Source organism: Streptomyces sp. NPDC002888 (assembly GCF_042888465.1).
Classification (GTDB): domain Bacteria; phylum Actinomycetota; class Actinomycetes; order Streptomycetales; family Streptomycetaceae; genus Streptomyces.
In genome coordinates this window covers 140,258-164,784 of record NZ_JBIAPU010000007.1, presented here as the reverse complement: position 1 = coordinate 164,784, position 24,527 = coordinate 140,258, and the positions used below count along the sequence as shown (strand labels likewise).

Genomic DNA, 24,527 nt, shown 5'->3' with positions numbered 1-24,527 from the left:
GGCAGTTGACCCTGACTCAGTCCCGCCACCCATAGCGGCGCTCCGGCCGGCCCGCGGCACCGTAGCGGAGCGACACGGCGGCGTTGCCGGTGGTGTGGAAGTGCTCCAGGTAACGGCGGGCGCTGACGCGGGAGATGCCGATGGCGGCGGCACACTCGGCGGCGGAAAGGGTGCCGGGCGTGCCACGGAGGGCGTGTTCGACCAGGCCGGCTGTTTCCACGCTCAGGCCCTTCGGCAGCGCGGTGCCCGTGGTGGGGACGAAGCCTTGGGACAGGACCCGGTCGATGTCCGCCTGGTCGCGCACCACCGCCGTGAGCAGACGGCCGCGCTGGGCGGCGTACCGCTCCAGGCGGGGCTGCAGGTCCTCGTAGTCGAAGGGTTTGAGCAGGTAGTCGACCACACCGTGGCGTACGGCGCCGCGTACGGTGTCGGCCTCGCGGGCGGCGCTGATGACCATGACGTCGCAGTCGTGTCCGGCGGTGCGCAGTCTGGGGATGACGTCCAGACCGAAGACGTCCGGCAGATAGAGGTCGAGCAGGACGAGGTCGGGGCGGAGCTCGTCGACCGCCGCGACGGCCTGCTGGCCGGTGCCCGCCGTACCGACGACCCTGAAGGCGGGCACCCGCGCGACGAAGGTCCGGTGAACCCGGGCCACCATGAAGTCGTCGTCGACGACGAGGACGTCGATCATGTCGGCAACTGCGGTCATGGGGCCGCTCCTTCCGCCACCGCCTCGACGGGGTGGCTCACGGACATGCGCGCGGTGAACTCTGCACCGGCGGGGGTGTTGGTCACCGTGATCTCCCCGCCACGGCGCTCGCAGACGAGCCGGGTCAGGGCGAGTCCGATGCCCCGCTCGCCCTTCTCGGCGGCCTTGGTGGTGAAGCCGTGGGTGAAGACCTCCTGAGCGACTTCGGGTGCGATGCCGGGGCCCGAGTCGCGCACCACGATCTCCACACTGGCCGCGTCCTGCCTGAGCTCGACCTCGACCCAGGCCTCGTGAGCGCCGGATCCGCCCCCGGCGGCGGCGTCGACGGCGTTGTCGACCAGGTTGCCGACCACGGTCGCCACATCGGCGGCGTCCTCCGCGGCGAGCCGCCCGAGAGCCGTGCCGTCCGAGATCCTCAACGTGACCTTCCGCTCGGCGGCGAGGGAGGACTTCGCCATGAGGAGCGCGGCCACGGCCGTGTCGTGAACACGGCGGCCGATGGTCATGTCCAGGGACTGGCGGCGCCGGGTCAGCGTGCGGATGTAGCGCACCACCTCGTCCTGCTCGCCGATCTGGATCAGCCCGGAGATGGTGTGCAACTGGTTGGCGAACTCGTGGGCCTGCGCCCGCAGCAGCTCGGAGGAACTGCGGAACGAGCCGATCTCCCGTTCCAGCCGGGCCAGTTCGGTACGGTCCCGCAAAGTGGTGACCGACCCGAGCAGCCGGTCGTCCTTCGTGACGGTCATCCTGTTCATCACCAGCACACGGCCGTTGCGGACCACGACCTGGTCGTGCCGGTTCGTCGTCTCCTGTCGGGCTCCGGTGAGTACGTCCCGCAGCCTGCCCTCGATGCCGAGGTCGGCCAGCGTCCTGCCGACGCACGCCTCGGGCAGGTCGAGCAGCCGCCTGCCCATCTCGTTCACCAGAGTGAGGCGCTGCTGCGGGTCGAGGGCGATCACCCCCTCCGCGATCCCGTACAGCATGGCCTCGCGGTGTTCGGCCAGCCCGGCGATCTCCCGCGGCTCCAGACCGAGGGTCTGCCGTTTGACGCGCCGGGCCAGCAGCCAGGAGCCCGCCAGGCCGAGCCCGCTGGCGATTCCGAGGTAGGCGAGGAGGTACGAGGACGCTCCGTTGAGCCGCTGCCACACCGTCGGGGACCGCTCCCCGATCATGACGATGCCCAGGGTCCGCCCCAGGTCACGATGCGTCGCGCCGAGCACCGGAACCTGGGCCACCAGCTCATGGCTGCCGTCCCAGGTGACCGCACCGGACCAGCCCCGCCCCTCGGTCACCCCCGGCCCCAGGGGCAGACGGTCGCCGACGACCGTGGGATTGGTCGAACTGACGACGCGTCCGGAGGCGTCGGCGACGGTGACGGAGGTCACCCCGGACTGCACCAGGGTCGAGTGCATCAACGGACCCAGGGTCTCCTCCGGCGCCGGCCGCGGCAGTTGGTTGCGTACCAGCGGATTGGCGGCAAGCTGCTCGGCCAGCGCACCGACCCGGCGGCCCTCGACCCGGTCGAAGGTGGCCTCCGACTGGGCGAGCGAGACCGCCGCGACCGCCAGCAGCACGACCACGACGATGGCGAGCTGAAGCACCAGCATCTCGCCCGCTAGGGTATGGCGGCGGAAGGTGGCGACCACGACGGAACTCAATCTCTGCTGCTGACACGACCGGGAGGCTCGTGCGACGAGTCGCATCATCATGACGTGCGACCGGCGACAGCGAAAGAGCCGGTGGATGTTCAGGAGGCGGGACGGCCGCGGGCGGTGACCTTCCTCAGCAGGGGCCACACCAGCAGCAGCACGATCACCGCGTACACCGTCACCGAGAACGGCGTGTTGACCAGTCCCGTGACGCTGCCGTCGCTGATCTGGAGCGCGCGCCGAAGCTGTTGTTCGGCGTTGGGCCCGAGGATGACGCCGATGACGGTGGGCAGGACCGGCAGGCCGTAGCGTCGCATGCCGAAGCCGATCAGGCCGATGATCAGCAGGATCACCAGGTCGACGACCTCGCCGCCGACCGCGTACGCGCCGACCGCGGCGAAGAAGAGGATCCCCGCGTACAGGTACGGCCGGGGGATGCGCAGCAGCTTCGCCCACAGCGGCGCCAGCGGCAGGTTCAGCGCGAGCAGCAGCACCATGCCGACGAACAGGGACGCGATCAGACCCCACACCAGGTCGGGTTCGCGCTCGAACAACAAGGGCCCCGGCTGGATGCCGTACTGCTGGAAGGCGGCCAGCATCACCGCCGCGACCGCCGTCGTGGGCAGCCCGAGGGTCAGCATCGACACCAGGGTGCCCGCCGCCGAGGCCGACGCCGCCGACTCCGGTCCGGCCACGCCCTCGATGGCGCCCTTGCCCCAGTCGTCCTTGTGCTTCGACAGGCGCTTCTCCGTGACGTACGACAGGAAGGTGGGGATCTCCGCGCCGCCGGCCGGGATCGCGCCGAACGGGAAGCCGATGAACGGGCCGCGCAGCCACGACTTCCAGGTCCGCCGCACGTCGTCACGTCCGAGCCACGGCCGGCCCACCGGGATCGGCTCGCCCGGACTGCGCCGCAGATGGGCCGCCACCCACAGGGCCTCGCCGATCGCGAACAGACCGACCGCCACGATCACCACGTCGATGCCGTCGGCGAGTTGGAGCGAGCCGAAGGTCAGACGCTGCTGGCCGGTCATCTGGTCCAGGCCCACCAGGCCGAGCGTCAGCCCGATCAGCAGGGACGCCAGACCCCGGATCCGGGACGAACCCAGCACCGACGTCACGGCGATGAACGCCAGAACCATGATGGCGAAGTAGTCCGGCGCGCCGATGTCCACCGCCAGGTCCGCGACCGCCGGAGCCAGCGCGACCAGCAGGACCGTGCCGACCATGCCGCCCGCGAAGTGCCCGATGGCGGCGGCCGCCAGCGCCTGCGCGCCGCGCCCCGACTTGGCCATCGGGTTGCCCTCCATGGCCGCGACCACGGCCGCGCTCTCACCGGGGGTGTTGAGCAGGATCGAGGTCGTCGAACCACCGAACATGGCGCCGTAGTAGATGCCCGCGAACATGATGAACGCGCCGATCGGTTCGAGTCCGTACGTCACCGGCAGCAGCAGCGCCACCGCCATCGCGGGGCCGATGCCGGGCAGGACGCCGATCGCGGTGCCGAGCAGCACGCCGAGCGCCGCCCACAGCAGGTTGAGCGGGGTCAGCGCGGTACCGAAGCCGTCCAGCAGGGAGTTGAGGGCATTCATGTCACAGCACTCCCATCAGCGGACCACCGGGCAGCGGAACCCCGAGCAGGTTGTTGAAGACGGCGTAGGTGACGAGGGACAGGACGGCCGCGATGAGCGGGTCGCGGTCGATGCGACGGCTGCCGAGTGCGAAGGCGGCTCCCCAGAACAACAGCGCGCCCGCGACGGGGAAGCCGGCGGGTTCGATGAGGACGGCCGCGCCCAGGAAGACCCCGGCGAGCAGCAGCACCGTGCGCCAGTCGGCGGGTTCGGACAGGTCGACGTCCTCGCCGCTCTCGGCCTGCCCCCGGCCGCCGCGCAGCACGTCGAGGGCGAGCAGGGCGGCGATCACCAGCAGGCCGACACCGACGACGACCGGTACGGTCTTCGGCCCGACGGGCCCGCGCTGGGTGATCTCGACGTCCATCGTGAGGGCGTCGGTCAGGACCAGCACACCAAGGGCCAGCAGCAGGACACAGACGCCGAGTTCGGAGTGCTCCTGCACCCACGAGGAGCGCTTCGCGGTCTCGGTCCCGGGAACGGCGGAGGTCGTCACAGGCCCAGCTCCTTGAGTACGGAGACGACGCGTTCGTCCTGGGCGTCCAGGAACGCGCCGAACTTCTCGCCGGTCAGGAAGGCGTCGTCCCAGCCGTTCTGCCGCAGCGACGCCCGCCACTCCGGCGAGCCGTGCAGCTCCCGCACCAGGCCGGTGAGCTTGTCGCGCTCGGCGTCGGACAGGCCGGGCGGGGCGACGATGCCGCGCCAGTTGGTGAAGCTCACGTCATAGCCCGACTCCCTGAGCGTGGGCGCGTCGAGCTCGTCGACCCGCTCCGGGCCAGTGACCGCGAGCACCCGCAGTTCGCCCGCCTTGATCTGGTCGAGGTACTCGCCGACGCCGGACACCCCGAAGGCGACCTTGTTGCCGAGGATCGAGGCGAGCAGTTCGCCGCCGCCGTCGAAGGGGATGTAGTTGACCTGCTTCGGGGCGATCCCGGCGGCCCGGGCCATCAGCATCGGCGCGAGGTGGTCCGGCCCGCCGGGCGACGAACCGCCGCCCACCGGCAGCTTGCCCGGATCGTCCTTCCAGGCGTCGATGAGCTCGTCGACGGTCCGGTACGGGGAGTCCTTGGCGACCACGACGACGTCCTGCTCCTCGGTGAGCCGGGCGATCGGGGTGGTGTCGGCGAGCGTCTTCGGCGCGTGGTTGGAGCGGACGGCGCCGACGACGCCGAGGCCCATCGACATCGCGAGCTTGCCGTTGCCGTGCTCGCTCACCAGCCGGCTCAGACCGACGGTGCCGCCGGCGCCCGGCAGGTTGAACACCTCGATGTTGTGCGTGAGTCCGGCGTCCTCGGCGTTCTTCGCGGCGGTGCGGGCCGTGATGTCGTACCCGCCGCCGGGCGAGTTCGGGACCATGAAACGCAGGCCCGGGATCTGCGTGCCGCTCTCGGTGCCGCCGCCCGTGGTGAGCAGGGGCGGTCCCGCGAGGACGAGCACGGCCGCCGCCAGCAGATTCAGGGAGGTCCGCAGACGCATGGGAGTCACCACCTTTCGAGGTGCTGGGGTGGCCCACATGGTGCCCGCGGGTAAAACCGGCTGTCTCCCTTCGGTAAGCAAGGGAGGTTGTGGTCTTTGCGATCACATGACTTTTCCTTGGCGTGGGGGTGTCACGCCACGAGTCGGGCGACGAACTCGTCCTGCCGCTTCAGGTATCTCCGGAACGCCTCGCCGGTGAGGAAGGCGTCGTCCCAGCCGTGCCGGGTGAGCTCGGCCCGCCATGCGGGCGAGTCGTGCAGCGCGGTGAGGGCGTCGGTCCAGCGCTTCTCGTCCGCGGCGCTGACGCCGGGTGGGGCGACGAGGCCCCGCCAGTTGTGGAAGACCAGGTCGACACCGGAGGACTTGAGGGTCGGGACACCCGGGAGAGCGCGGACCGGCTTCTCACTGGTGACTGCGAGAACCCGCAGTCGGCCGGCGTCGATCTGACCGAGGAACTCACCGAACCCGCTCGTGGCGAAGTCGACCTTCCCGTCGAGGAGGGCGGGCAGCAGGTCACCTCCGCCGCCGTCGTAGGCCACGTAGTCGACCCGCTCGGGGGAGATGCCGACCGCCCTGGCGAGTTCCATGGGCAGGAGGTGGTCCGGCCCGCCGGGTGCGGAGCCGCCGCCGACGGACATGCGGCCGGGGTCCCGGCGCCACGCGGCGACGAGGTCGTCGATCGTCCGGTACGGGGAGTCCCTCCGTACGACCACGGCGCCCGCCTCCTCGATCAGGCGGGCGAGGGGGGTGGTCCGGGCGAGGGCCGCCTCGGAGTGCATGACATGCGACGCCCCGACGACGCCCAGGCCCATCTGCAGAGCCAGGGTGCCGTTGCCCCGCTCGTTGAAGATGCGCTGCAGGCCGACGGTGCCGCCGGCGCCCGGGAGGTTGAAGACCTGGACGTCCACCGCGATCCTCGCCTCCTGCATCACTCTCGCGGCGGTCCGTGCCGTGGTGTCGTAGCCGCCGCCGGGAGTGTTGGGAACCATGATCCGCAGTTCGCCGCCGGGCCGCTCCCCGCCGCCCGGCCAGGCCCCGCACGCACTCACGACGAGCAGGGCCAGAGCCGCGGCGACGGCACCACGCAAGGCACGCACGGAACCCTCCACAACCCCTCACTCCCGGTCGGCGAACGACGAACGACCAACGACGAACGACCAACGATGGACGACGGTCGACGGAAGACAGACGACGTCACGAGTGTGCGACTCGACGCGTGAGTGGCCCCACTTGTGTCAGCAAGAGAGGTTGAGTTCGTTGTGGTCGCCCTGGTGCTCGGGAGTCGACGCCGGCACCGGTCACCGTCCGCGGACCAGCCCCGCCAGGTAGCGCCACAGCGAGGAACGCGGCCTTTCGGTGCCGTCGGGGTCCGGAGCCGGACCGAGGGAGGGAGGCGCGGCGGGAAGGGGCGGCGCGGCCGTGGGTGGGGTGGTGGGCGGGTCCGCGAGGGTGTAGCGCACGGGCAGCGAGCGCAGGCCCCGCATGAAGGGGGAGGAGCGCCAGGGGAGTTGGTCGAGGGGCAGGGACAGTTCCAGCCCGGACAGGCGCTCGAACAGCCGGCTCACACCGATCGCCGCCGTGGTGGTCGCCAGTTCCCTGGCCGGGCACTGGCGCGGTCCGGCGCCCCAGGCCAGGTGCGCCCGGGTGCTGATGGTCGAGGCGGGGCAGACGTTGTCCGAGAAGGCGGGGTCGGCGTGCGCGGCACCGACGGACACCCACACCGGGTCGCCCGCCGCGATGGTGTAGTGGCCCAGCCGGGTGTCGGCGACGGGGAACCGCGGGACGAAGTTGATCAGCGGTGGTTTCTGCATCACCACCCGGTTCATGGTCTCCCGGATCATCCCCGCCGACAGGCTGGCCCGCGTCGAGGCGTCCCCGCTGATCACCTCGACGACCGTGTTGGAGATCAGGATGCCGACATGGTCCGAGGTCATGCCGAGCAGCATCATCAGCTCCCGGGACAACTCCTCGACACCGAGGCCGGGGTGGGCGGCGAGCAGATACGACGGGAAGTCGTCGCCCGGCTCCTTCATCTTCAGGGCGCCCAGCTCCGCCAGGGCCGCCAGCAGCCGGTCCAGGGCGGGCCCGGCGTCGGGGCCGGCGTCCAGCACCCGCCACATGTCCATCAGCGCGTCGTCGTGCTGGGAGCCGGGGAAGCCGAGCAGATGACTGGCGACCATCAGTGGCAACGGCCGCGAGAACTGGGCGGACAGATCCGCCCAGCCGGTGCCGCCTCCCTGGGAGAGCAACGTGATCAGCTCGTCCGCGTCGCGGGCGATCCTGGCCCTGAGCTGCCGGGCCTGGGCACGCCGAGGGTCCTGGAACGGCCTGAGCGCGGCGTCCCACGCGGTGCGCAGGCCCCGGTATCCCTCCCCGCCCTGTATGAGCACATGGTTGACGTCGAGGGACGGCGCCAGCGGCCAGTCCTCGGGCAGCCGCCCCTCCTCACGCGCCCGCCAGTTCTCCAGGCCCTTCGGCCACGCGGGGTCGTCCCGCAGGACCTCCAGCGACTCCTCGTAGCCCAGGACCAGCCAGACCGGCACCCCCAGCAGGTCGACCGGCGCCACCGGACCGTGGATCCGGCGCAGCCGCTCGTAGACGAGGGCGGGGTCACGTTCGTAGTCCCGGGTCATGAGCGGCTCCAGGCTCATCGACTCCAGGGGCTCGTGAGGGGCTGTCGGCCCGCTGTTCGGATGGGACCCCATGACTTCCTTTCCTACGACGGGCGCTGCTCCGCGCTCAACGCTCCGTGTACGTGACGGCCCCACAGAGTAAAGATGATCGGCCTCGGCGCTCGAACAGCGGGTCCGACATAAATGAACCCGTCAGTAACGCGCTTGTCGTGCGGGCGGTGCCTCCGGACACCCTCCGCCACCCGGACGGGCCGGTTCGCTGGTGGACCGGCGGGGGCGGTGGTGCTGTGGACAGGCAGAGTTCTCACGGGCTCCTCCCCGCACCGGGGAGCCCCCCCGTACGGAGGTCACCGCCATGGCCCAGCACGTGAACCCCACGAGGAAACCGGACCGCAACCGCGCCACCCTCACCCACAAGGTCGGCTACGCCCTGCTCCACCCCGGCCGTGTCGCCCCCTACCTCCGCCGCGCCGGCCGGGACGCCTGGCTGCGTCTCAGGCACCCCGACCACGTCGGCTACTACCGGGCGGTGATGGCCTCGGACACCCGCCGCGACGCGGAGGCCGCCGTCGGGAGCAGGACCCATGAACGCTGGCTCGCACTGGGGCAGATGCAGTTCGACTACCTCATCGAGCACGGGCTGCTCCCCGAACACCGCATGCTCGACATCGGCTGCGGGAACCTGCGCGGCGGCTGGCGCTTCGTCGACCACCTCGACCCCGGCCACTACTACGGCATCGACATCTCGCCCGACATCCTGATCGCCGCCAAGAAGACGCTCACCGAGCGCAGGCTCCAGGACAAGCTGCCGCACCTGACCCTCACCGGCGACCTCACCCTGGACTTCCTGCCCGGCGACCACTTCGACGTCGTCCACGCGCACAGCGTCTTCTCCCACTCCCCGCCGCACGTCATCGAGGAGTGCATGGCTCACGTCGGACGCGTCATGACCGAGAAGGGGTTCTTCGACTTCACCTTCGACCGCACCGAGGGCACCGAACACCAGGTACTGCACGAGGACTTCTACTACCGCGCAGAGACCCTCCTGTCCCTCGCCCGCGGGCACGGCCTGTACGCACGCCTCATGGCGGACTGGGAACAGCGACCGCACGGCCAGTCGAAGATCCGGGTGAGCCGGTCCCCGCTGCCGGAGGGGGTGGCGCCACCGAGGTGAGTGTCAGGTGGCGGCCGCACACGCACTCCGTCGTAAGGGGGTGCCCGGGCCGGCCCGACAGATGCCGCTCAGGCCGCGCTCGGGCGGTACGCCGCGCAGTACGCGTCGGTGTCCAGGTCCACGTTGCCGACCCGCAGTGCGTAGCGTGAGCGCAATACGGAGGCGGCCTGTTCGCGGGGGACCGCGGTGAGGCCGAAGTGCCGGCGGGCGTATTCGAGGACGTCGTCGACGGTCACGCGGCCGCGCAGCACCCGCTCGCCGCCCGCGCGGAGGTCGGCCCGCAGCCGGGCGACCACCTCCCTGCGCCGCACGGTGATGGCGATGTCGGCCGCGACACCCAACTGCGCCCGCAGGTGGCGTGCGCGTCGCGCGGACAGCTCCCGAGTCGTGCGGCCGCGCCGTCGGACCAAGCTCCTCATCCCAACCCCTGATGGCTCGGCGCCGTCCGGGTGGTGACGGACGGCGCAGGTGATGACCTGTCACGCCCGCCTACCCGGACACCCGACGTTCAGACGTTCGACCACGGGGTCGTACGCGAGAAGGGTGGCGCCCCGGGTGGACGACGCCGACGTGCGGGGAGACGTGACTGTGGGTCGGATGGGATCCGTGAATAGATCCCTGATCACAGCGGCGCGCCGCTTCCCCCTGCGCACGACGGGCCTGCTGCTCGCCGTGCTCGCGTTCCTCGTCCCCCTGTCCGCCGCCCCCTCGTCGGCCGACCCCCGCCCGGTCCGCGGCTCGTCCGCCGGCCACGTCCCGATACGCGGCTCCGCCTACATGGGCATGGGCGTCCTGACCCACGACGGGTGGTCCGGCACGCCCGGCGGCACCCGGGGCACCCTCACCGAAGGTGTCGACGTGGCCAGCTACCAGGGCTCCGTCGCCTGGTCGACCCTGTGGGGCAACGGCGTCAAATGGGCCTACTCGAAGGCGACGGAGGGCACCGACTACCGCAATCCCTCCTTCACCCAGCAGTACGGCGGCTCCTACGACATCGGCATGGTCCGTGGCGCGTACCACTTCGCGACCCCGGACACCGGGAGCGGCGCCGCCCAGGCGGACTACTTCGTCGACCACGGCGGCGGTTGGTCCGCGGACGGAAAGACGCTGCCGGGCGCGCTCGACATGGAGTGGAACCCGTACGGCGACGCCTGCTACGGCAAGACGCAGAGCGGGCTCGTCAGCTGGATCCGGAACTTCCTGAACCGGTACAAGGCCCGCACCGGCAGGGACGCCGTGATCTACACGGCGACGAGCTGGTGGAGCCAGTGCACCGGGAACTACAGCGGCTTCGCCGCCACCAACCCGCTGTGGATCGCCCGGTACGCCTCCGACGCGGGCACCCTGCCCGCGGGCTGGAGCCACTACACGATGTGGCAGTACACCTCGACGGGCCGGACGGTCGGCGACCACGACGCGTTCAGGGGAGCTCCCACGGACCTGCGGGCCCTCGCCACCGGCTGACACGAGGACGCCTCCGTCAATCGTCGCGCCGCCGAAACGCGCCGAAATTCACGCGAACGGCCCGCCCACCGGGACGTGGCGGCGATGGTGCGGTGGGCTGGAAGCATCGCCGTCAAGGGAGGCGCGTCGTGTACGAGATGTGCGTAGGTCCGCAGACCGGAAGTTCCGACCTGGTGTGGCACGTGGTGGCCCGGCACACGAGAAGCAGCCTGTGCGGAGTGCAACTGTCCGCAGCGGGGCCCGGCTCGGCCGACACCGACCGCCACTGTACGAGCTGCATGACCCACTTCCAGCAGTTGCTGGATGCCGGGGGCGACCACCGGACTGGATGAGATGAACCGCCCATGCCCGTGGTGAGAGGATCACGGGCATGGACATCCCACGCCGCAACAACGTCACCGTCACCGGCAACCCGACGGGACCGGTCGTGGTGCTGGTCCACGGGTTCGGCTGCGACCAGAACATGTGGCGGCTCACGGTGCCCGCCCTCGCGGACACCCACCGGCTGGTGCTGTTCGACTACGTCGGCTCCGGGCGCTCCGACCCGTCCGCCTTCAGCGAGGAGCGGTACTCCTCCCTGGACGGCTACGCCCAGGACGTGGTGGAGGTGTGCGAGGCACTCGACCTGCGGGACGCGGTGTTCGTCGGGCACTCGGTCAGCGCCATGATCGGCGTACTGGCCGCCCGCACCGCCCCGGAACGCATCGGCGCCCTGGTGATGGTCGCGCCCTCGCCCCGCTACCTCGACGACGAGGGCTACCGCGGCGGATTCAGCGCCGAGGACATCGACGAACTGCTGGCGTCGCTGGACGCCAACTACCTGGGCTGGTCGGCCGCCATGGCCCCGGTGATCATGGGCAACCCGGAGCGGCCCGAACTGGGCGAGGAGCTGACCAACAGCTTCTGCGCCACCGACCCCGACATGGCCCACGTCTTCGCCCGCACCACCTTCCTGTCCGACTCGCGGGACGATCTGAAGGCGGTCACCGTGCCGACCCTGATCCTGGAGTGCACACAGGACGTCATCGCACCGCGCGAGGTGGGCGCCTTCGTGCACGCGGCGATCCCGGGCTCGCGGCTGGTCACCCTGGACGCCACCGGACACTGCCCGCACCTGTCCGCGCCCGAGGCCACCAACGAGGCGATCACCGGGTTCCTCGCGGACCTGCGGTGATGTGCCGCGTCGGGCAAGCGCCCGACCCGCACGACTGGGACGACGGCGCGGCCGACGCTCCCTTCGCCGCGCTGCTGGAGGACAGCGCGGAGGAACTGTACGAGACCGCCCCGTGCGGCTACCTGTCCACGCTGATGGACGGCACGATCGCGAAGATCAACACCACGCTCCTCGGCTGGCTCGGCCTCACCAGGGACGCCGTCGTCGGGCGCATGCGCTTCACCGACCTGCTCACCATGGGCGGCAAGCTCTACCACGAGACGCACTTCGCCCCGCTGCTGCGCATGCAGGGGGAGATCGGCGGCATCGCCCTGGAGATCAGGGCGCCCGACGGCACCCGCATCCCTGTGCTGGTCTCCTCTGCCCTCAAGTACGGCACTGAGGGCGAGCCGCTGCTGATCCGCACCACCCTCTTCGACGCCCGGGACCGGCGCGCCTACGAGGAGGAACTCCTGCGCGGCCGGAAGGCCGCCGAGGCGGCGCGGCGGCAGGCGGAGGCCGACCGCGCCCGGCTCCAGCACGCGCTCGCCGTCCTCCAGCGCAGCCTGCTGCCCGACACCCTCCCCGCCGTGCCCGGAGTGGCGACCGCCGCCCACTATCACGCGGCCTCGCCCGACCGTCTCGGCGGCGACTTCTACGACGTCTTCGCCATCGACGGCAAACGCTGGGCGTTCTTCCTGGGCGACGTGTGCGGCAAGGGCCCCGAGGCCGCCGCCGTCACCTCGCTCACCCGCTACACCCTGCGGGCGGCGGCCCTCCACGACCCCGATCCGGTCGCCGCCCTGACGACCCTTAACACGGTGCTCCACGAGCGGTACACCGACAGCGACCCCCGCTACTGCACCGCGATATTCGGCACCCTCGAACCCGACCGGGACAGCGGCCGCGTCACCGTGAGCCTCGCCTCCGGCGGCCACCCACCGGCCCTGGTCCTGCGCGCCGACGGCGGCAGCGACTTCCTGCACACCCCCGGCGGGCTCCTGGTCGGCATACTGCCCACAGCACGCTTCACCCCGGCCACCACCACACTGGCCCCGGGTGACACCCTGCTGCTGTACACCGACGGCCTCACCGAGGCCCGCACCGGGCCCGGTCGCGCCCTGTACGGCGACGACGCCCTGCGCGAGTTCGCCGGCCACCACGCCGGCGCCCCGCCGAAGGACATCGTCAAGGCGCTGACCGGACTGCTGCGTTCCTTCGGAGACGGTCTGGACGACGACACCGCCCTCCTCGCCCTGGGAGCCCCTTCGCCCGCACGACCCGACCCCGACTCCTCGACGAAGAACACGCCATGAGCCTGCTGAAGATCACTCCCCGAGACGCCGCCACCGGACCCGTACTGGAGATCGGTGGAGAACTCGACTACTCCAACGCCACCGAACTGCGCGACCGTGTCGCCCGGTTCACCCTCGAACCCGGCCAGTGTCTGATCCTCGACCTGGCCGGCCTCACGTTCTGCGACTCCAGCGGCATCACCGCCCTGATCGCCGCCCGCAACCACGCCCTGGCCGCCGGTGCCGACGTCGCCCTGACCGGCGTACCGTCGAACACCCTTCGCATCCTGCGCATCGTGGGCCTGGACCAGATCTTCACGATCCACTCCACCTCGGGGGCGGCCGACCCCTCGTGAAGGAGCCGATCCTGGGCAGACGGTGGAAGTGATCTTCACGTCTTCACGTCTTCACGTCGATCCCAGAGGGGGCTCATCACCGTGGCCGCACCCGCCCGTCGTACTCCGTCCACGAACCCTCGGCGTGCCTTCGACCTCCGCTCGACAGCCCTGTTCTTCGTGCTTCTCGCCGTGGTCGTGAGCGTGCTGGGACTCGCGGTCCGCACGGTGGCCGATGCCGCCGAGCGACATCCCGGCTGGGCGCTCGTCCTCGTGCTGTTGGCTGGTGCGGGCATCGCGGGTCTGGGGCGCCGGATCCATGTGGCGAGAGCTGCCCGTCGGGCCGCGGCCGCTCTCGACGAGGCGGCGACGGAGGCGGCCGAAGCCCTGGAGCGCGCGCCCGTTCCTCGTCAGCGCGTGGCCTCCGGTATCGATATCGACTATGACGCCCTGGACGCAGCGGAGTTCGAGGCGGCGGTCGCCTTTCTCTGCGAGCGTGACGGCTGTTCCGCCGTGGAAGTCGTCGGCGGGGCGGGGGATCTGGGCGCCGATGTCGTGGCCGTGTCCCCCGAGGGGTGGCGTGTCGTCATCCAGTGCAAGCGCTACGGCGAGTCCCACCGGGTCGGCTCCCAGGACATGCAGCGCTTCGGCGGCACCTGCTTCACCGTCCACGAAGCCGACGTCGCCGTCCTGGTCACCACCAGCGACTTCACCGCGCCGGCGGCGGAGTACGCCGAACAGTGCGGGATCGTGTGTGTGGACCGACAGGCGCTGCTGTCCTGGGCCGACGGCACCGGGGCCCTGCCGTGGGAAGCCGTACAAGGTGTCGAGACCGTCGAGACCGCAGAGGCCGTCGAGACCGGCCGGGACATCGGGGCAGAGCGCTGACAGGGGGAGGCCCGTTCCACCGCCGGTGGAACGGGCCCCTGAGGGTCAGCGCTGGAAGGGCAGCGTCCAGCAGGTGGACGTGGTGGGTTTGCCCTCCAGGCGGTCGGTGAGCCAGGAGATCGCCGCGGTCTGGTCGGTGATGAGCGGGGCGAGGTGGTTGGTGAGGATCCTGTCGCCGAGGTTGGGCAGGTCGACGGCCTCGTAGGTGACGTTGCCGCCCTTCCGGCACCAGTCCACGGCCAGTTGGCGGGCCTGGCCGTGCGGAACGATGTCGTCCTGGATACCCGTGGCCAGACGCACCGGGCCGGTCGGCTTGAGCGTCCCGATGTGCTGCTGGTCGAGGACGGCCTGGGCGCGGGGTTCGGCGGCGATGATGTCGGCGACGGACTTCCCGCTGGTCGTCCACGCGGTGCTGTTGGCGAAGCCGTAGCCGAAGACGGCGTCGCCGACGCACATGGTCGACGTGTCGGCGAGGGCCTTGCGCCCGGCGTCGTTGATGTTCGCCTCGACGACGTTGCGCAGATCGGGGTAGGCCTGGGCGAAGCCGTTGATCGACCAGCCCAGGGCACCGGCCAGGGCACTGCCGTCGATCCCCTTCATGACGGAGGTCAGGTCGGCGGGCGGTGCGCCCGAGTAGGTCCCGGCCAGTGGGACGTCGGGTGCGTACGTGGGCTGCAGTTCGGCCGCCGAGGCGCTGGCGCCGCCGCCCTGGCTGTAGCCGTAGAGGCCGACGCGGGAGCCGGAGATGAGGGACGTCCCGGGCAGGGCACGCGCCGCGCGGACGGCGTCCAGCACCGCGTGTCCCTGGTCCAGGCGGTTGACGTAGGTGTGCAGACGGTCGGTCGCGCCCAGGCCGGCGTAGTCGGTGACGACGACGGCCGCTCCGGTGGCGAGGAGACGGTAGATCGCCAGGTTCTCGTAGGCGATGGACACGGTCTCCCCGTTGAGGGTGAGCGGGTGTTCCAGGGCGAACGAGGGCGCGCACTGGTCGCCCTGGCCCATGGTCCCCGACGCCACCGCCACCAGGGGGCGGGGGCCGTCGCCCTTCCACTGGGTGGACGGTTCGATGTAGGCGCCGGTCACCGCGACGGGCTTTCCGCTCGAGTCGGTGGACTTGTACATCAGACGGGTCGCCGTGCCCGGCAGGGGGCGGCCGTCCAGGCCGGGCAGCGAGAGTCCGAGGGGGAGGGGCTCCTGTCGGACCAACGTGCCGTTGGTGGCGGGCAGTTGGATGGGCGGGGTGTAGAAGGCGGGGATGGTGACTCCCCGGGACACGACGGGTTCGGTGTCCGGGGCGGCGCCGGCCGGGGTCGCGCTGACGCCGACGCAGGCCACGGTGGCGATCGCGGCGGCGGCCAGGCGGCTGAACGTGGAACGCGGACGGGTTCTGTTGCGGCTCACAGTGCACTCCTCGCGCTGCTCCGTTTCAGGGTGCGCGAAAAACTAGCACTGCTTAGTTACCGCCGGTAACGCCAAGGAAAGTTACGCTACGGTAACTTTTTGCGGGATCAAGGGCGTGGCGAAGTGACGGGGGCGTTTTCACTCACCGAGTGATATGAGCTGGCGACAGTCCGTCGGACGGCATGCCGCGGCCCACCTCGGGCAGAACCCCAGCGCCCATCCGTCTCCGGGCAAGGAGGAGCCGTATGCCGGCCGACCCCGTCTTCGCCGCCGCCCCCGTCTTCACCGCCGACTTCGCCTCGCCCCGGCAATGGGTCGCGGGGCGCTCGTGGGCCTATCCGGACGGCGGACCCGTCAACCCGGGTGACAACAAACTGGATCACCTGGTGGCGGACCCCGACTACTGCCGCAGCGGGACGTTCCGCGCGACACGTCGCCCCGACGGACTGTGGGACGCCGGGCTGCTGACCACCGAGGGCAGCGAGGAGGGGTTCCTCGTCCGGACCGGGGACCTGCTGCGGACCCGGGTGCGGCTGCCCACCGAGACGGGCGCGTGGCCGGCGATCTGGACGTGGCGCGACGGCGACCAGGAGATCGACGTCTTCGAGTACCACCCCGACAACCCCGACCTGCTCGAGTTCTCCAACCACGTGCGCGGCGGCCACCTCTACCACCGCGACGACGCCGTCCGCCCCGGCGGCTGGGTCGACGTGGCCGTGGAGTTCGGCGCGCGCCGCGTCGTCTGGACGCTGAACGACACGCCCGTCTACACGAACCGGAACGGCGTGGGACGCGACTGGCACGCCCACCTCATCGTCAACCTCTCCGTGTGCGCGGGGCGTTACCACCCGGAGCCCGACCCGGACGTCACGGAGATGTCGTTCGAGGTCGCGAGCCTGGTCGTGCACCGGCCGTCCCCCTAGGGGCGGCGGTGGGTCAGCTCTTCCGGGGCGTGGCCTCCCCGAGCACTTCGCGCGCGGTGTCCAGCGCGGCTGCCCGGTCCTCGGGCACCAGACCGATGCGCGTACGCCGGTCCAGCAGGTCGGCCTCGTCGAGCGCCCCCTCGTGCCGGATCGCCCACAGCAACTCGGCCCGGGTGACCGGGTGTTCCGGCAGTACGCGGTCGTTGAGCCGGGGGTCGCGGGCGCCGAGCGCCTGGACGGCAGGTGCCTCGGTGCCGTAGCGCCGCAGCAGGCGTCGGGGCACCGGCAGGGTGTCGAGGACGCGCGGGGGCGCGGCGCCGACCAGGGGAAGGTCCGCGGTGCGGGACGGGGCCGCGTCGAGGCGGGCCGCGGCCACGGCGGCGTCGACGGCGTCCTCGGCCATGCGCCGGTAGGTGGTGAGCTTGCCGCCGACCACGGTGACGACACCGTCGAACGAGGTGATGACCGCATGCCGGCGGGAGATGTCGGACGTCCTGCGCGTGTCCTCCGGCTGCCCCTCGGGAGTCATGTCCAGGAGGGGGCGCAGGCCCGCGAACGCTCCCACCACGTCGGACCGGTGGACCGGTGTGTTCACGACGGAGCCGAGGACGTCGAGCAGGAAGCCGATGTCGGACTCCGGCGCCTCGGGGACGTCGGGGATCCCGCCCTCGACGGGCTCGTCGGTGAGTCCCACGTAGACCCGGCCGTCGCCCTGGGGCAGTACGAGGACGAAGCGGTTGCTCTCGCCGGGGATCGGGATGTGCAGGCCCGCGGGGAGGGAGTCGAGGCGCTCCGAGCGCAGCACGATGTGCGTGCCGCGCGAGGGCCGCACCTGGATGCCGTCCACCAGCTCACCGGCCCACACGCCCGAGGCGTTGACCACCACGCGGGCCCGGATCTCCCCTTCCTCGCCGGTGAGTTCGTCGCGCACGACGGCGCCGGAGCCGGAGAGCCGCAGCACCCGTACCCGGGTGAGGACGCGCGCGCCGTGCGCCGCCGCGGTGCGGGCGAGGGCGGTCACCAGGCGGGCGTCGTCGGTGACCCGCCCGTCCCAGGACAGCAGCCCGCCACGCAGGCCGTCGGCGCGCACCGACGGGGCGAGGCGACGGGCCTCCACCGCCGAGAGCCGGCGCGGCGCGGGCAGGGTGGCCCGGGCCGTGCGCGCCGCCAGACGCAGGGTGTCGCCGGCCCGGAAGCCCGCCCAGGCGAGGGCGGCCTGGCCACGGGAGACCAGCGGGGTGAGGGGCAGCAGGAACGGCTGGGCGCGCACCAGGTGCGGTGCCGTGCGCTCCATCAGAACTCCGCGCTCCACCGCGCTCTCGTGGGCGACGTCCAGGTGGCCGGAGGCGAGGTAGCGCAGGCCGCCGTGGATGAGCTTGGAGCTCCACCGGGAGGTGCCGAAGGCCAGGTCGTGGGCGTCGACGGCGACGACGCCCAGACCGCGGGCCGCCGCGTCCAGCGCGGCTCCTGTCCCGGTCGCGCCGAGTCCGACGACGAGGACGTCCACGGCGTCGCCGCCCACGGTGTCGGCGAGTTCGCGCGAGCGCCGGTCGGCCGACAGTGATGATCCGGGGGCCAGGGGAGTGGTGGCGGTCGCGGGGCTCACGGCGTGAGGGTCCTCTCCAGGATGGTCCGCAACTCGGCGAGGAGGGCCGGGGTGTTCAGCTCGGCGTCCTCCTCGTCGGTCATGGTCCGCAGTGACAGCGTGAAGGACTGCACGATCAGCAGCAGGGAGCGCGCCTGCCGTTCGGCGTGGCCGGCCCGGACGGACCCGTCGGCGTGACCTTCCCGCAGGCCGTCGGCCAGCAACTCCAGCAGCGCCTCCTGGCTGGCCCCGCGGCGGTCCAGGACGTAGGGGAGGAGCAGCTCGGGATCGACGTCCACGATCTTGCGGAAGAGCGGATGGGCGCGGAAGGCGTCCACTCCGGTCACGAGCCCGTCGACGACGAGGGACCGCGCCTCCGCCCCCGGGCGGCGCTCGGGCATCGCGCGGGTGGCCACGTCGACCCATTCACGGGTCATCAGGTCGCCGACCAGGGAGCGTACGTCGGGCCAGCGCCGGTAGATCGTCATGCGCGAGACACCCGCGCGACGGGCCACGTCGGTCAGCGTCGTACGGCGGACTCCCACGGCCAGGACGCAGTCGCGCACCGCGTCGAGCACCGCGTCGCTGTCCGAGTTGTTGTGACGAATAGGCGTCATGTGTCACAGTGTAACTCGCCGTGAGGCCGGGCGGTGCACCTTCCTCCGAGGCCGCGCGGGCGATGCCATCGAGAAGGACGGCATCCCGACATCGACCGGTGAGGACGCGGGCCATGGACATGCTGTGGAGCGGCTGGGGCGACCCGGCCAGGGCGACACCCCTGCCGGACACGGTGATCGGGCTGTTGCGCGATCTGCTCGGCGTGAAGCCGCGCGACGCCGAACCGGTCGCCCTCGAGGAGATCGCCGTACCCGAACCCGCCCTCGACACCGGCGTGCTGCGCGCGCTGCTCGTCACCGTCGGCGGCCGGGCCCCGTGCCTGCGCACCGACGCGGAGACGCGCGTGCGGCACACACGCGGCAAGTCCACGCCCGACCTGCTGCGGATCCGGAGCGGCGACGTCGACGCCGTGCCCGCCGCCGTGGTGCTCCCGGAGAGCCACGACGAGGTGCTCGCGGTGCTGGGGGTGTGCGTCGAACACGGACTGGCGCTGGTGCCGTTCGGCGGCGGTACCTCGGTCGTCGGCGGCCTCGCCCCCGGCCGACGCGGCGACTTCGTCGCCCTGGACCTGCGCCGCATGGACCGCCTGCTCGCCCTCGACCCGGTCTCCCGCACCGCCACCCTGCAACCGGGGCTGCGCGCCCCGCAGGCCGAGGCGCTGCTGGCCGAGCACGGCTTCACCCTGGGGCACTTCCCCCAGTCCTACGAGTGGGCCACCATCGGCGGGTTCGCCGCGACCCGCTCCAGCGGACAGGCCTCCGCGGGCTACGGCCGATTCGACGAAATGGTCCTCGGCCTGACCCTCGCCACACCGCAGGGCACCCTCGACACGGGGCGCGCCCCCCGCTCGGCGGCCGGACCGGACCTGCGCCAGCTGATCCTGGGCTCGGAGGGAGCGTTCGGCGTCATCACGTCCGTGACCGTGCGGATCCGCCCCGTCCCGCAGACCCGCGTCCACGAGGGCTGGCGCTTCGCCTCCTTCCAGGAGGGCGCCGACGCGCTGCGCAGGCTCGCCCAGGACGGACCGCGCCCAACCGTGCTGCGGCTGTCCGACGAGACCGAGACCCTCGTCGGCCTGGCCCAGCCCGACGCCATCGGCTCCGGCGCCGAGCAGGGCGCGGGATGCCTGGCGATCGCCGGCTTCGAGGGCACGCCGCAGGACACCGCCCACCGCCGCGAGCAGGCCGCCGCCGTACTGCGCGACTGCGGCGGCACACCCCTGGGCGCCGAGCCGGGGGAGAAGTGGGCCCACGGCCGTTATTCGGCTCCCTACCTGCGGGACGCGCTGCTCGACGCGGGCGCGTTCGTCGAGACGCTGGAGACCGCCACCTTCTGGTCCCGTGTCCCGGAGCTGTACGCCTCCGTCCGAGAGGCGCTCACCTCGACGCTCACCGAGGCCGGCACCCCGCCCCTGGTCATGTGCCACATCTCCCACGTCTACGACAACGGCGCCTCGCTGTACTTCACCGTCGTCTGCGCCCAGGGCGACGACCCCGTCGCACACTGGACGCGGGCGAAGCGCGCCGCCAACGAGGCGATCCTCGCCGCCGGCGGCACGATCACCCATCACCACGGCGTCGGCACCGACCACCGGGACTGGTACGTCCGGGAGGCCGGACCCCTGGGCGTCGACGCTCTGCGCGCCGTCAAACGACGCCTGGACCCCGCCGGGGTGCTCAACCCCGGCGTGCTGCTGCCCGTCGACTGACCCGACACTTCGTCACCCCCCTTTCAGCAACCCGCCGTCAGCCCGGAGGCCCCCGATGCGACAGTTCACCGCCGTCGTCAACCCCACCGCAGGCGGCTCCACCGGTGCCGCCGCGCTGCTCGCGGTGGCCCGGCTGCTGCGGGAGGCGGGCGCGGGGCTGGAGACCGAGTACAGCCGCAGCCTGCCGCACGCCCGGGACCTCGCCCGGGAGGCCGGGCAGCGGGGGCGTGTGGTGCTGGCGGTCGGCGGGGACGGCATCACCGGGGCCGTCGGAGGCGCTCTCAGCGGGACCGGCGCGCTGCTCGGGCTGGTCCCGGCCGGCCGCGGGAACGACTTCGCCCGGGCCCTCGGGCTGCCGACGGAGGCGGCCGCGCTGGCCGAGGTGCTGCTGCGCGGCGAGCCGCGCGCCGTCGACACCATCGAGGTGGAGTCGGCCGTTCACCACGGCACCGTCGTGCTCGGCAGCGTGTACGCGGGCGTCGACGCGGTCGCCAACCGGCACGCCAACCGGGCGAAGGTGCTGCGGGGCGCCGCCGCCTACTACGCAGGCGGGCTGCGGGCGGTCACCACCTGGCGTCCGGCGCACTACCGGGTCACGATCGACGGCGAGGAACACGCGCTCAGCGGCTACACGGTGGTGATCGCCAACTCCGGCTACTACGGCTCGGGCCGGATCATCGCGCCCGGCGCCCGAGTCGACGACGGCCTGCTGGAGGTCGTGATGATCCGTGAGGCGCCGCGGCGCCTGTTCTTCGCCCTGATGAACGAGCTCCGGTCGGGCGCCCACGTGGCACGGTCCGAGGTGCGGATCCTGCGCGGCAAGGAGATCCACGTCGAGGCCGACCGGCCCGTGCCCTACGGCGCCGACGGCGAGGTCGAGGCCGTTCTCCCGGTCACGGCCAGGGTCCTGCCGGGGGCGCTCCGGGTGCTGTGCTGAGCCGGAGTCGGGTGCCGGACATGCGTGGGCCCCGTCGGCGGTGTGCCGACGGGGCCCACGCATGCCGTGTGGCGCCTGCCTACCAGCGGTACCAGCGACCCCTTCGGCCGCCGGTTCCCGCGGGTCGGACCAAGAAGCCCAACAGCCACAGCACCAGCACGATCACGGCGATCCACCACAGGGCCTTGAGCGCGAAACCGGCGCCGAAGAGGACCAGTGCCAGAAGCAGAACAAGAAGCAGGGGAACCATTGTTATCAACCTCCATCGGTTCAGGTGCCCCACAAAATGCCCAACACACACCCATAATCCGCACGTTTGTTCCACAAAAGGCGGGGCATCCGAAGCGTTTCGCACGTGCGCGGCGAGGGCCGGGATGCCGAACCGGCGGGCAGTCACGACCATGGTGAGAAGGACGGGAAGGTCGGGAAGGGCGGGAGCCCGCGCGTATGGAGGAGACCGATGGCCAAGCCCGACGGCTCGGACCGGGGTGGCGGCGCGGCACGGGCCCTGGCCCGGCTCGCCCTGCTGTGCGTCGTCGGCGCCGTCGCGGCGGTGATCGCCGGGGTGGGCTCCGGTGGCTGGCTGATCCTGCTGCTCGGTCTTGTCGGCCTAGCCCTGGCGGGTGCGGGCATCTGGTGGACCCTGGCGCACCGGGGAGCGGTGCGCCTGTTCGGCACCCTGCTGGCCCTCGCCGCACCCGTGGGCGTCCTGGTGCTGTACGCGGTGTCGGGCCTGTGGGTGGTGGCCGTGGCCGCGCTCGCGGCGTGGGTGGCGGCGCTGGCGTGCGCGCGCAGCGCCCTGCGCCGCCTGCGCCGACCGCACGGCATGCACAGCCGGTCCCCCCGACCGGCCCGCCGACCGGTCCTGATCATGAATCCACGGTCCGGTGGCGGCAAGGTCGGCCGCCACGGGCTCGTGGCGCGGGCCGAGGCACTGGGTGCCCGCGTCGTACTGCTCGACCTCGACGCCCACCCGGACCCCGTGGCGCTGGCCGAGCGGGCCGTCGCCGAGGGCGCGGACCTGCTCGGTGTCGCGGGCGGTGACGGCACCCAGGCGCTGGTGGCGGCGGTGGCCGCCGAGCACGGCCTCCCGTTCGTGGTGGTGGCCGCCGGAACGCGCAACCACTTCGCCATGGACCTCGGCCTGGACCGCGACGACCCGGCGAACAGCCTCGACGCACTCACCGACGGCGTGGAACTCCGCATCGACCTCGGCGACGTGAACGGGCGGTGCTTCGTCAACACCGTCTCGTTCGGCACGTACGCGGAGATCGTGCAGAACCCGGACTACCGTGACGCCAAGGCGGCGACCATACTCGACCAGTTGCCGGATCTGCTGGTCGCCGACGGCGGGACGTCCCTGGACGTGCGGACCGACGGCACGCGTCTGCACGCTCCGCAGGCGCTGCTGGTCAGCAACAACGCCTACGGGCGGGTCGATCCCCGCGGCGGCGGGCGCAGGCCGCGGCTCGACGCGGGCGCGCTCGGGGTGGTCGCGGTCCGCGTGGAGAGCGCGACCCAGGCCGCCGAGCTGGCCCTGCGCGGCGAACGGGCCAGCGGCATTACTGTGTTGACGTCACGTCGCGTGGTCGTCGAGGCCGACGAGGAGTTCATCCCGGTGGCCGTCGACGGGGAGGCGCTCACCCTGCCCACGCCCGTCGTGTGCACCGTACGGCCCGGTGCGCTGCGGGTGCGGGTACCGAGACACCGCCCCGGCGCCACGTACGTGGCACCGTCCGTCGACTGGCGGCGCGTGGTCCACCTCGCGCTGAGCCGGTCCCCCGACCGACCCCGTACGACTCAGGAGCAGAGCGATGCTTGACCGTCCGTCGCCGCAACATCCGGCCCTGCGCGGCCTGGTGCGCGACCTCGCCACCCTCGACCAGACGCTGTACGCGGCCGTGACGGTCACCGAGACTCCCACGCTGGACTCCGCCCTGCGGCGGCTGTCCGCGGCGGCGGACCACTCCAAGATCTCGTTCACGGTCGCCGGGCTCCTGGCGCTGTTCCCCGGCCGCCCCCGCCGCGCCGCCGCCCTCGGTGTCGCCGCCATCGGTGTGGCCTCGGCGACCGCCAACCTGGTCGGCAAACGTCTCGTACGCCGTCCCCGTCCCCACCGCGCCGAGGACTCGCCGTTCCCCGGACGGCACGTGCCGATGCCGGAGTCCGCGTCGTTCCCCTCGGGCCACACCGCCTCGGCCGTCGCCTTCGCCGCGGCCGTGGGACCCGCCTGGCCGGCCGCCACCGTGCCGCTCGGCCTGCTCGCCTGTGCCGTGGGCTACTCGCGGGTCCACACCGGAGTGCACTATCCGGGCGACGTCGTCGCGGGTGCCGTGCTGGGCACGGGTGCGGCGGCGGTGGTGCTCGCCGCGACGGCCCGCCTGGAAAGGTAACGGGGCTACCGGCCGGTGCGTGGCCCGGCGATCAGGGAGAGGCTCGCCCTCCCCAGGGTGATCACTCCGTCGGAGAGGGGTGTGCACCGCACCCCGCCCCCGCCGCGCAGCGCGCGCTGGGCACCCGCGCCGATCGTGACATCCATCCACGCACAGGGCCGGGCCGGACGGTTCACGGCGAACGTGACGGGCCCGGCGCCGGTGTCGAGGGAGAGCGTGGAACCGACACAGGAGTCGATGTCGAAGCCGCGGATCAGGATGTTCCTGCGCGTCAGGAGAAGTCCGACGAGCGGATCGATGTCCAGGGGGAGGCGCTCCGCGGCCATGATCGTCACGGCCGCGTCCCGATGGGCGCGCCGGCCGAAGTAGCGGTCGCCGACGAGCCCGAGGCCTCCGCGTACCTCCACCCGCCGGACCAACTCGTCGTCCGGAGCGGCGGGCGGCCCGTCCGAGGGGCGCCCCGCGAGCCGGTGCTCCGGCGACACCAGGAGCTGTACCACCTCGACCTCGGTCATGGTCCCCACCGTAGGGGTCCTTGCACAATGCCCGCCCGGG

24 protein-coding genes are annotated in these 24,527 nt (G+C 72.1%); 11 read left to right on the top strand and 13 right to left on the bottom strand.

Annotated elements, in window-relative coordinates:
- Positions 1 to 16: 16 nt before the first annotated feature.
- The 7 genes from ACFYWX_RS13950 to ACFYWX_RS13920 form a co-directional block, all read right to left on the bottom strand.
- Positions 17 to 709 carry a response regulator gene (locus ACFYWX_RS13950; protein WP_389424225.1) on the bottom strand — a complete coding sequence of 231 codons (693 nt, stop codon included), beginning with the start codon at positions 707 to 709 and terminating at the stop codon, positions 17 to 19.
- Entirely contained in the window at positions 706 to 2,355 is a 1,650-nt protein-coding gene (locus ACFYWX_RS13945; protein ID WP_389424224.1) for an ATP-binding protein, read from the bottom strand. The genes ACFYWX_RS13950 and ACFYWX_RS13945 overlap by 4 nt, the downstream gene beginning before the upstream one ends.
- Before the next feature lie 101 nt (positions 2,356 to 2,456).
- A complete protein-coding gene (locus tag ACFYWX_RS13940; RefSeq protein WP_389424223.1) occupies positions 2,457 to 3,950 on the bottom strand; it encodes a tripartite tricarboxylate transporter permease in 1,494 nt (497 codons plus the stop codon).
- A 1-nt stretch (position 3,951) separates the two neighbouring features.
- Positions 3,952 to 4,485 carry a tripartite tricarboxylate transporter TctB family protein gene (locus tag ACFYWX_RS13935; RefSeq protein ID WP_389424222.1) on the bottom strand — a complete coding sequence of 178 codons (534 nt, stop codon included), beginning with the start codon at positions 4,483 to 4,485 and terminating at the stop codon, positions 3,952 to 3,954.
- Complete coding sequence (locus ACFYWX_RS13930) at positions 4,482 to 5,465, bottom strand: Bug family tripartite tricarboxylate transporter substrate binding protein (RefSeq protein WP_389424221.1); 984 nt, start codon at positions 5,463 to 5,465, stop codon at positions 4,482 to 4,484. Before ACFYWX_RS13930 ends, ACFYWX_RS13935 begins: the two co-directional genes overlap by 4 nt.
- A 131-nt stretch (positions 5,466 to 5,596) precedes the next feature.
- Positions 5,597 to 6,562, bottom strand: a complete 966-nt coding sequence (locus tag ACFYWX_RS13925; RefSeq protein ID WP_389424220.1) for a tripartite tricarboxylate transporter substrate binding protein — start codon at positions 6,560 to 6,562, stop codon at positions 5,597 to 5,599.
- 201 nt (positions 6,563 to 6,763) lie between these two features.
- The gene (locus ACFYWX_RS13920; RefSeq protein ID WP_389424219.1) at positions 6,764 to 8,170 is read right to left on the bottom strand and encodes a cytochrome; all 1,407 of its coding nucleotides are present in this window, start codon (positions 8,168 to 8,170) and stop codon (positions 6,764 to 6,766) included.
- 283 nt (positions 8,171 to 8,453) lie between these two features.
- On the opposite strand from ACFYWX_RS13920, the gene ACFYWX_RS13915 reads away from it, so the two are divergent.
- On the top strand, positions 8,454 to 9,272 hold the full coding sequence (locus ACFYWX_RS13915; RefSeq protein ID WP_389424218.1) for a class I SAM-dependent DNA methyltransferase: 819 nt from the start codon (positions 8,454 to 8,456) through the stop codon (positions 9,270 to 9,272).
- 68 nt (positions 9,273 to 9,340) lie between these two features.
- Here the strand turns inward: ACFYWX_RS13915 and ACFYWX_RS13910 are convergent, their stop codons facing one another.
- Positions 9,341 to 9,691, bottom strand: a complete 351-nt coding sequence (locus ACFYWX_RS13910; protein ID WP_389424217.1) for a hypothetical protein — start codon at positions 9,689 to 9,691, stop codon at positions 9,341 to 9,343.
- A 178-nt stretch (positions 9,692 to 9,869) separates the two neighbouring features.
- On the opposite strand from ACFYWX_RS13910, the gene ACFYWX_RS13905 reads away from it, so the two are divergent.
- The 5 genes from ACFYWX_RS13905 to ACFYWX_RS13885 all read left to right on the top strand — a co-directional run bounded on the left by ACFYWX_RS13905 (position 9,870) and on the right by ACFYWX_RS13885 (position 14,407).
- Entirely contained in the window at positions 9,870 to 10,736 is an 867-nt protein-coding gene (locus tag ACFYWX_RS13905) for a lysozyme (protein ID WP_389424216.1), read from the top strand.
- A gap of 370 nt (positions 10,737 to 11,106) precedes the next feature.
- The gene (locus ACFYWX_RS13900) at positions 11,107 to 11,910 is read left to right on the top strand and encodes an alpha/beta fold hydrolase (protein ID WP_389424215.1); all 804 of its coding nucleotides are present in this window, start codon (positions 11,107 to 11,109) and stop codon (positions 11,908 to 11,910) included.
- Positions 11,910 to 13,205 (top strand): PP2C family protein-serine/threonine phosphatase, encoded by a 1,296-nt coding sequence (locus tag ACFYWX_RS13895; protein ID WP_389424214.1) that lies wholly within the window; start codon positions 11,910 to 11,912, stop codon positions 13,203 to 13,205. Before ACFYWX_RS13900 ends, ACFYWX_RS13895 begins: the two co-directional genes overlap by 1 nt.
- A complete protein-coding gene (locus tag ACFYWX_RS13890) occupies positions 13,202 to 13,540 on the top strand; it encodes an STAS domain-containing protein (RefSeq protein WP_389424213.1) in 339 nt (112 codons plus the stop codon). The genes ACFYWX_RS13895 and ACFYWX_RS13890 overlap by 4 nt, the downstream gene beginning before the upstream one ends.
- A gap of 81 nt (positions 13,541 to 13,621) precedes the next feature.
- On the top strand, positions 13,622 to 14,407 hold the full coding sequence (locus ACFYWX_RS13885; protein WP_389424212.1) for a restriction endonuclease: 786 nt from the start codon (positions 13,622 to 13,624) through the stop codon (positions 14,405 to 14,407).
- A 45-nt stretch (positions 14,408 to 14,452) separates the two neighbouring features.
- On the opposite strand, the gene ACFYWX_RS13880 is transcribed toward ACFYWX_RS13885, so the two are convergent.
- Positions 14,453 to 15,808 (bottom strand): lipase family protein, encoded by a 1,356-nt coding sequence (locus ACFYWX_RS13880; RefSeq protein WP_389424211.1) that lies wholly within the window; start codon positions 15,806 to 15,808, stop codon positions 14,453 to 14,455.
- A gap of 245 nt (positions 15,809 to 16,053) precedes the next feature.
- On the opposite strand from ACFYWX_RS13880, the gene ACFYWX_RS13875 reads away from it, so the two are divergent.
- Positions 16,054 to 16,731 carry a beta-glucanase gene (locus tag ACFYWX_RS13875; protein WP_389424210.1) on the top strand — a complete coding sequence of 226 codons (678 nt, stop codon included), beginning with the start codon at positions 16,054 to 16,056 and terminating at the stop codon, positions 16,729 to 16,731.
- 13 nt (positions 16,732 to 16,744) lie between these two features.
- Here the strand turns inward: ACFYWX_RS13875 and ACFYWX_RS13870 are convergent, their stop codons facing one another.
- Both ACFYWX_RS13870 and ACFYWX_RS13865 read right to left on the bottom strand, forming a co-directional pair.
- On the bottom strand, positions 16,745 to 18,337 hold the full coding sequence (locus ACFYWX_RS13870) for an FAD-dependent oxidoreductase (RefSeq protein WP_389424209.1): 1,593 nt from the start codon (positions 18,335 to 18,337) through the stop codon (positions 16,745 to 16,747).
- On the bottom strand, positions 18,334 to 18,933 hold the full coding sequence (locus ACFYWX_RS13865) for a TetR/AcrR family transcriptional regulator (RefSeq protein ID WP_389424208.1): 600 nt from the start codon (positions 18,931 to 18,933) through the stop codon (positions 18,334 to 18,336). Before ACFYWX_RS13865 ends, ACFYWX_RS13870 begins: the two co-directional genes overlap by 4 nt.
- Before the next feature lie 113 nt (positions 18,934 to 19,046).
- Between ACFYWX_RS13865 and ACFYWX_RS13860 the strand changes: the two genes are divergently transcribed.
- Positions 19,047 to 20,642 carry an FAD-binding oxidoreductase gene (locus ACFYWX_RS13860; RefSeq protein ID WP_389424207.1) on the top strand — a complete coding sequence of 532 codons (1,596 nt, stop codon included), beginning with the start codon at positions 19,047 to 19,049 and terminating at the stop codon, positions 20,640 to 20,642.
- 55 nt (positions 20,643 to 20,697) lie between these two features.
- Positions 20,698 to 21,579, top strand: coding sequence for a diacylglycerol/lipid kinase family protein (locus ACFYWX_RS13855; RefSeq protein ID WP_389424206.1), 882 nt, complete (start codon positions 20,698 to 20,700; stop codon positions 21,577 to 21,579).
- Positions 21,580 to 21,658: 79 nt separating this feature from the next.
- On the opposite strand, the gene ACFYWX_RS13850 is transcribed toward ACFYWX_RS13855, so the two are convergent.
- Positions 21,659 to 21,829: a hydrophobic protein gene (locus tag ACFYWX_RS13850; protein ID WP_389424205.1), complete on the bottom strand. Its 171-nt coding sequence runs from the start codon at positions 21,827 to 21,829 to the stop codon at positions 21,659 to 21,661.
- A gap of 210 nt (positions 21,830 to 22,039) precedes the next feature.
- Between ACFYWX_RS13850 and ACFYWX_RS13845 the strand changes: the two genes are divergently transcribed.
- Positions 22,040 to 23,401, top strand: coding sequence for a diacylglycerol/lipid kinase family protein (locus tag ACFYWX_RS13845; RefSeq protein ID WP_389424204.1), 1,362 nt, complete (start codon positions 22,040 to 22,042; stop codon positions 23,399 to 23,401).
- The gene (locus tag ACFYWX_RS13840) at positions 23,394 to 23,972 is read left to right on the top strand and encodes a phosphatase PAP2 family protein (RefSeq protein WP_389424203.1); all 579 of its coding nucleotides are present in this window, start codon (positions 23,394 to 23,396) and stop codon (positions 23,970 to 23,972) included. The genes ACFYWX_RS13845 and ACFYWX_RS13840 overlap by 8 nt, the downstream gene beginning before the upstream one ends.
- A gap of 5 nt (positions 23,973 to 23,977) precedes the next feature.
- On the opposite strand, the gene ACFYWX_RS13835 is transcribed toward ACFYWX_RS13840, so the two are convergent.
- On the bottom strand, positions 23,978 to 24,487 hold the full coding sequence (locus tag ACFYWX_RS13835; protein ID WP_389424202.1) for a molybdenum cofactor biosysynthesis protein: 510 nt from the start codon (positions 24,485 to 24,487) through the stop codon (positions 23,978 to 23,980).
- Positions 24,488 to 24,527: the final 40 nt, after the last annotated feature.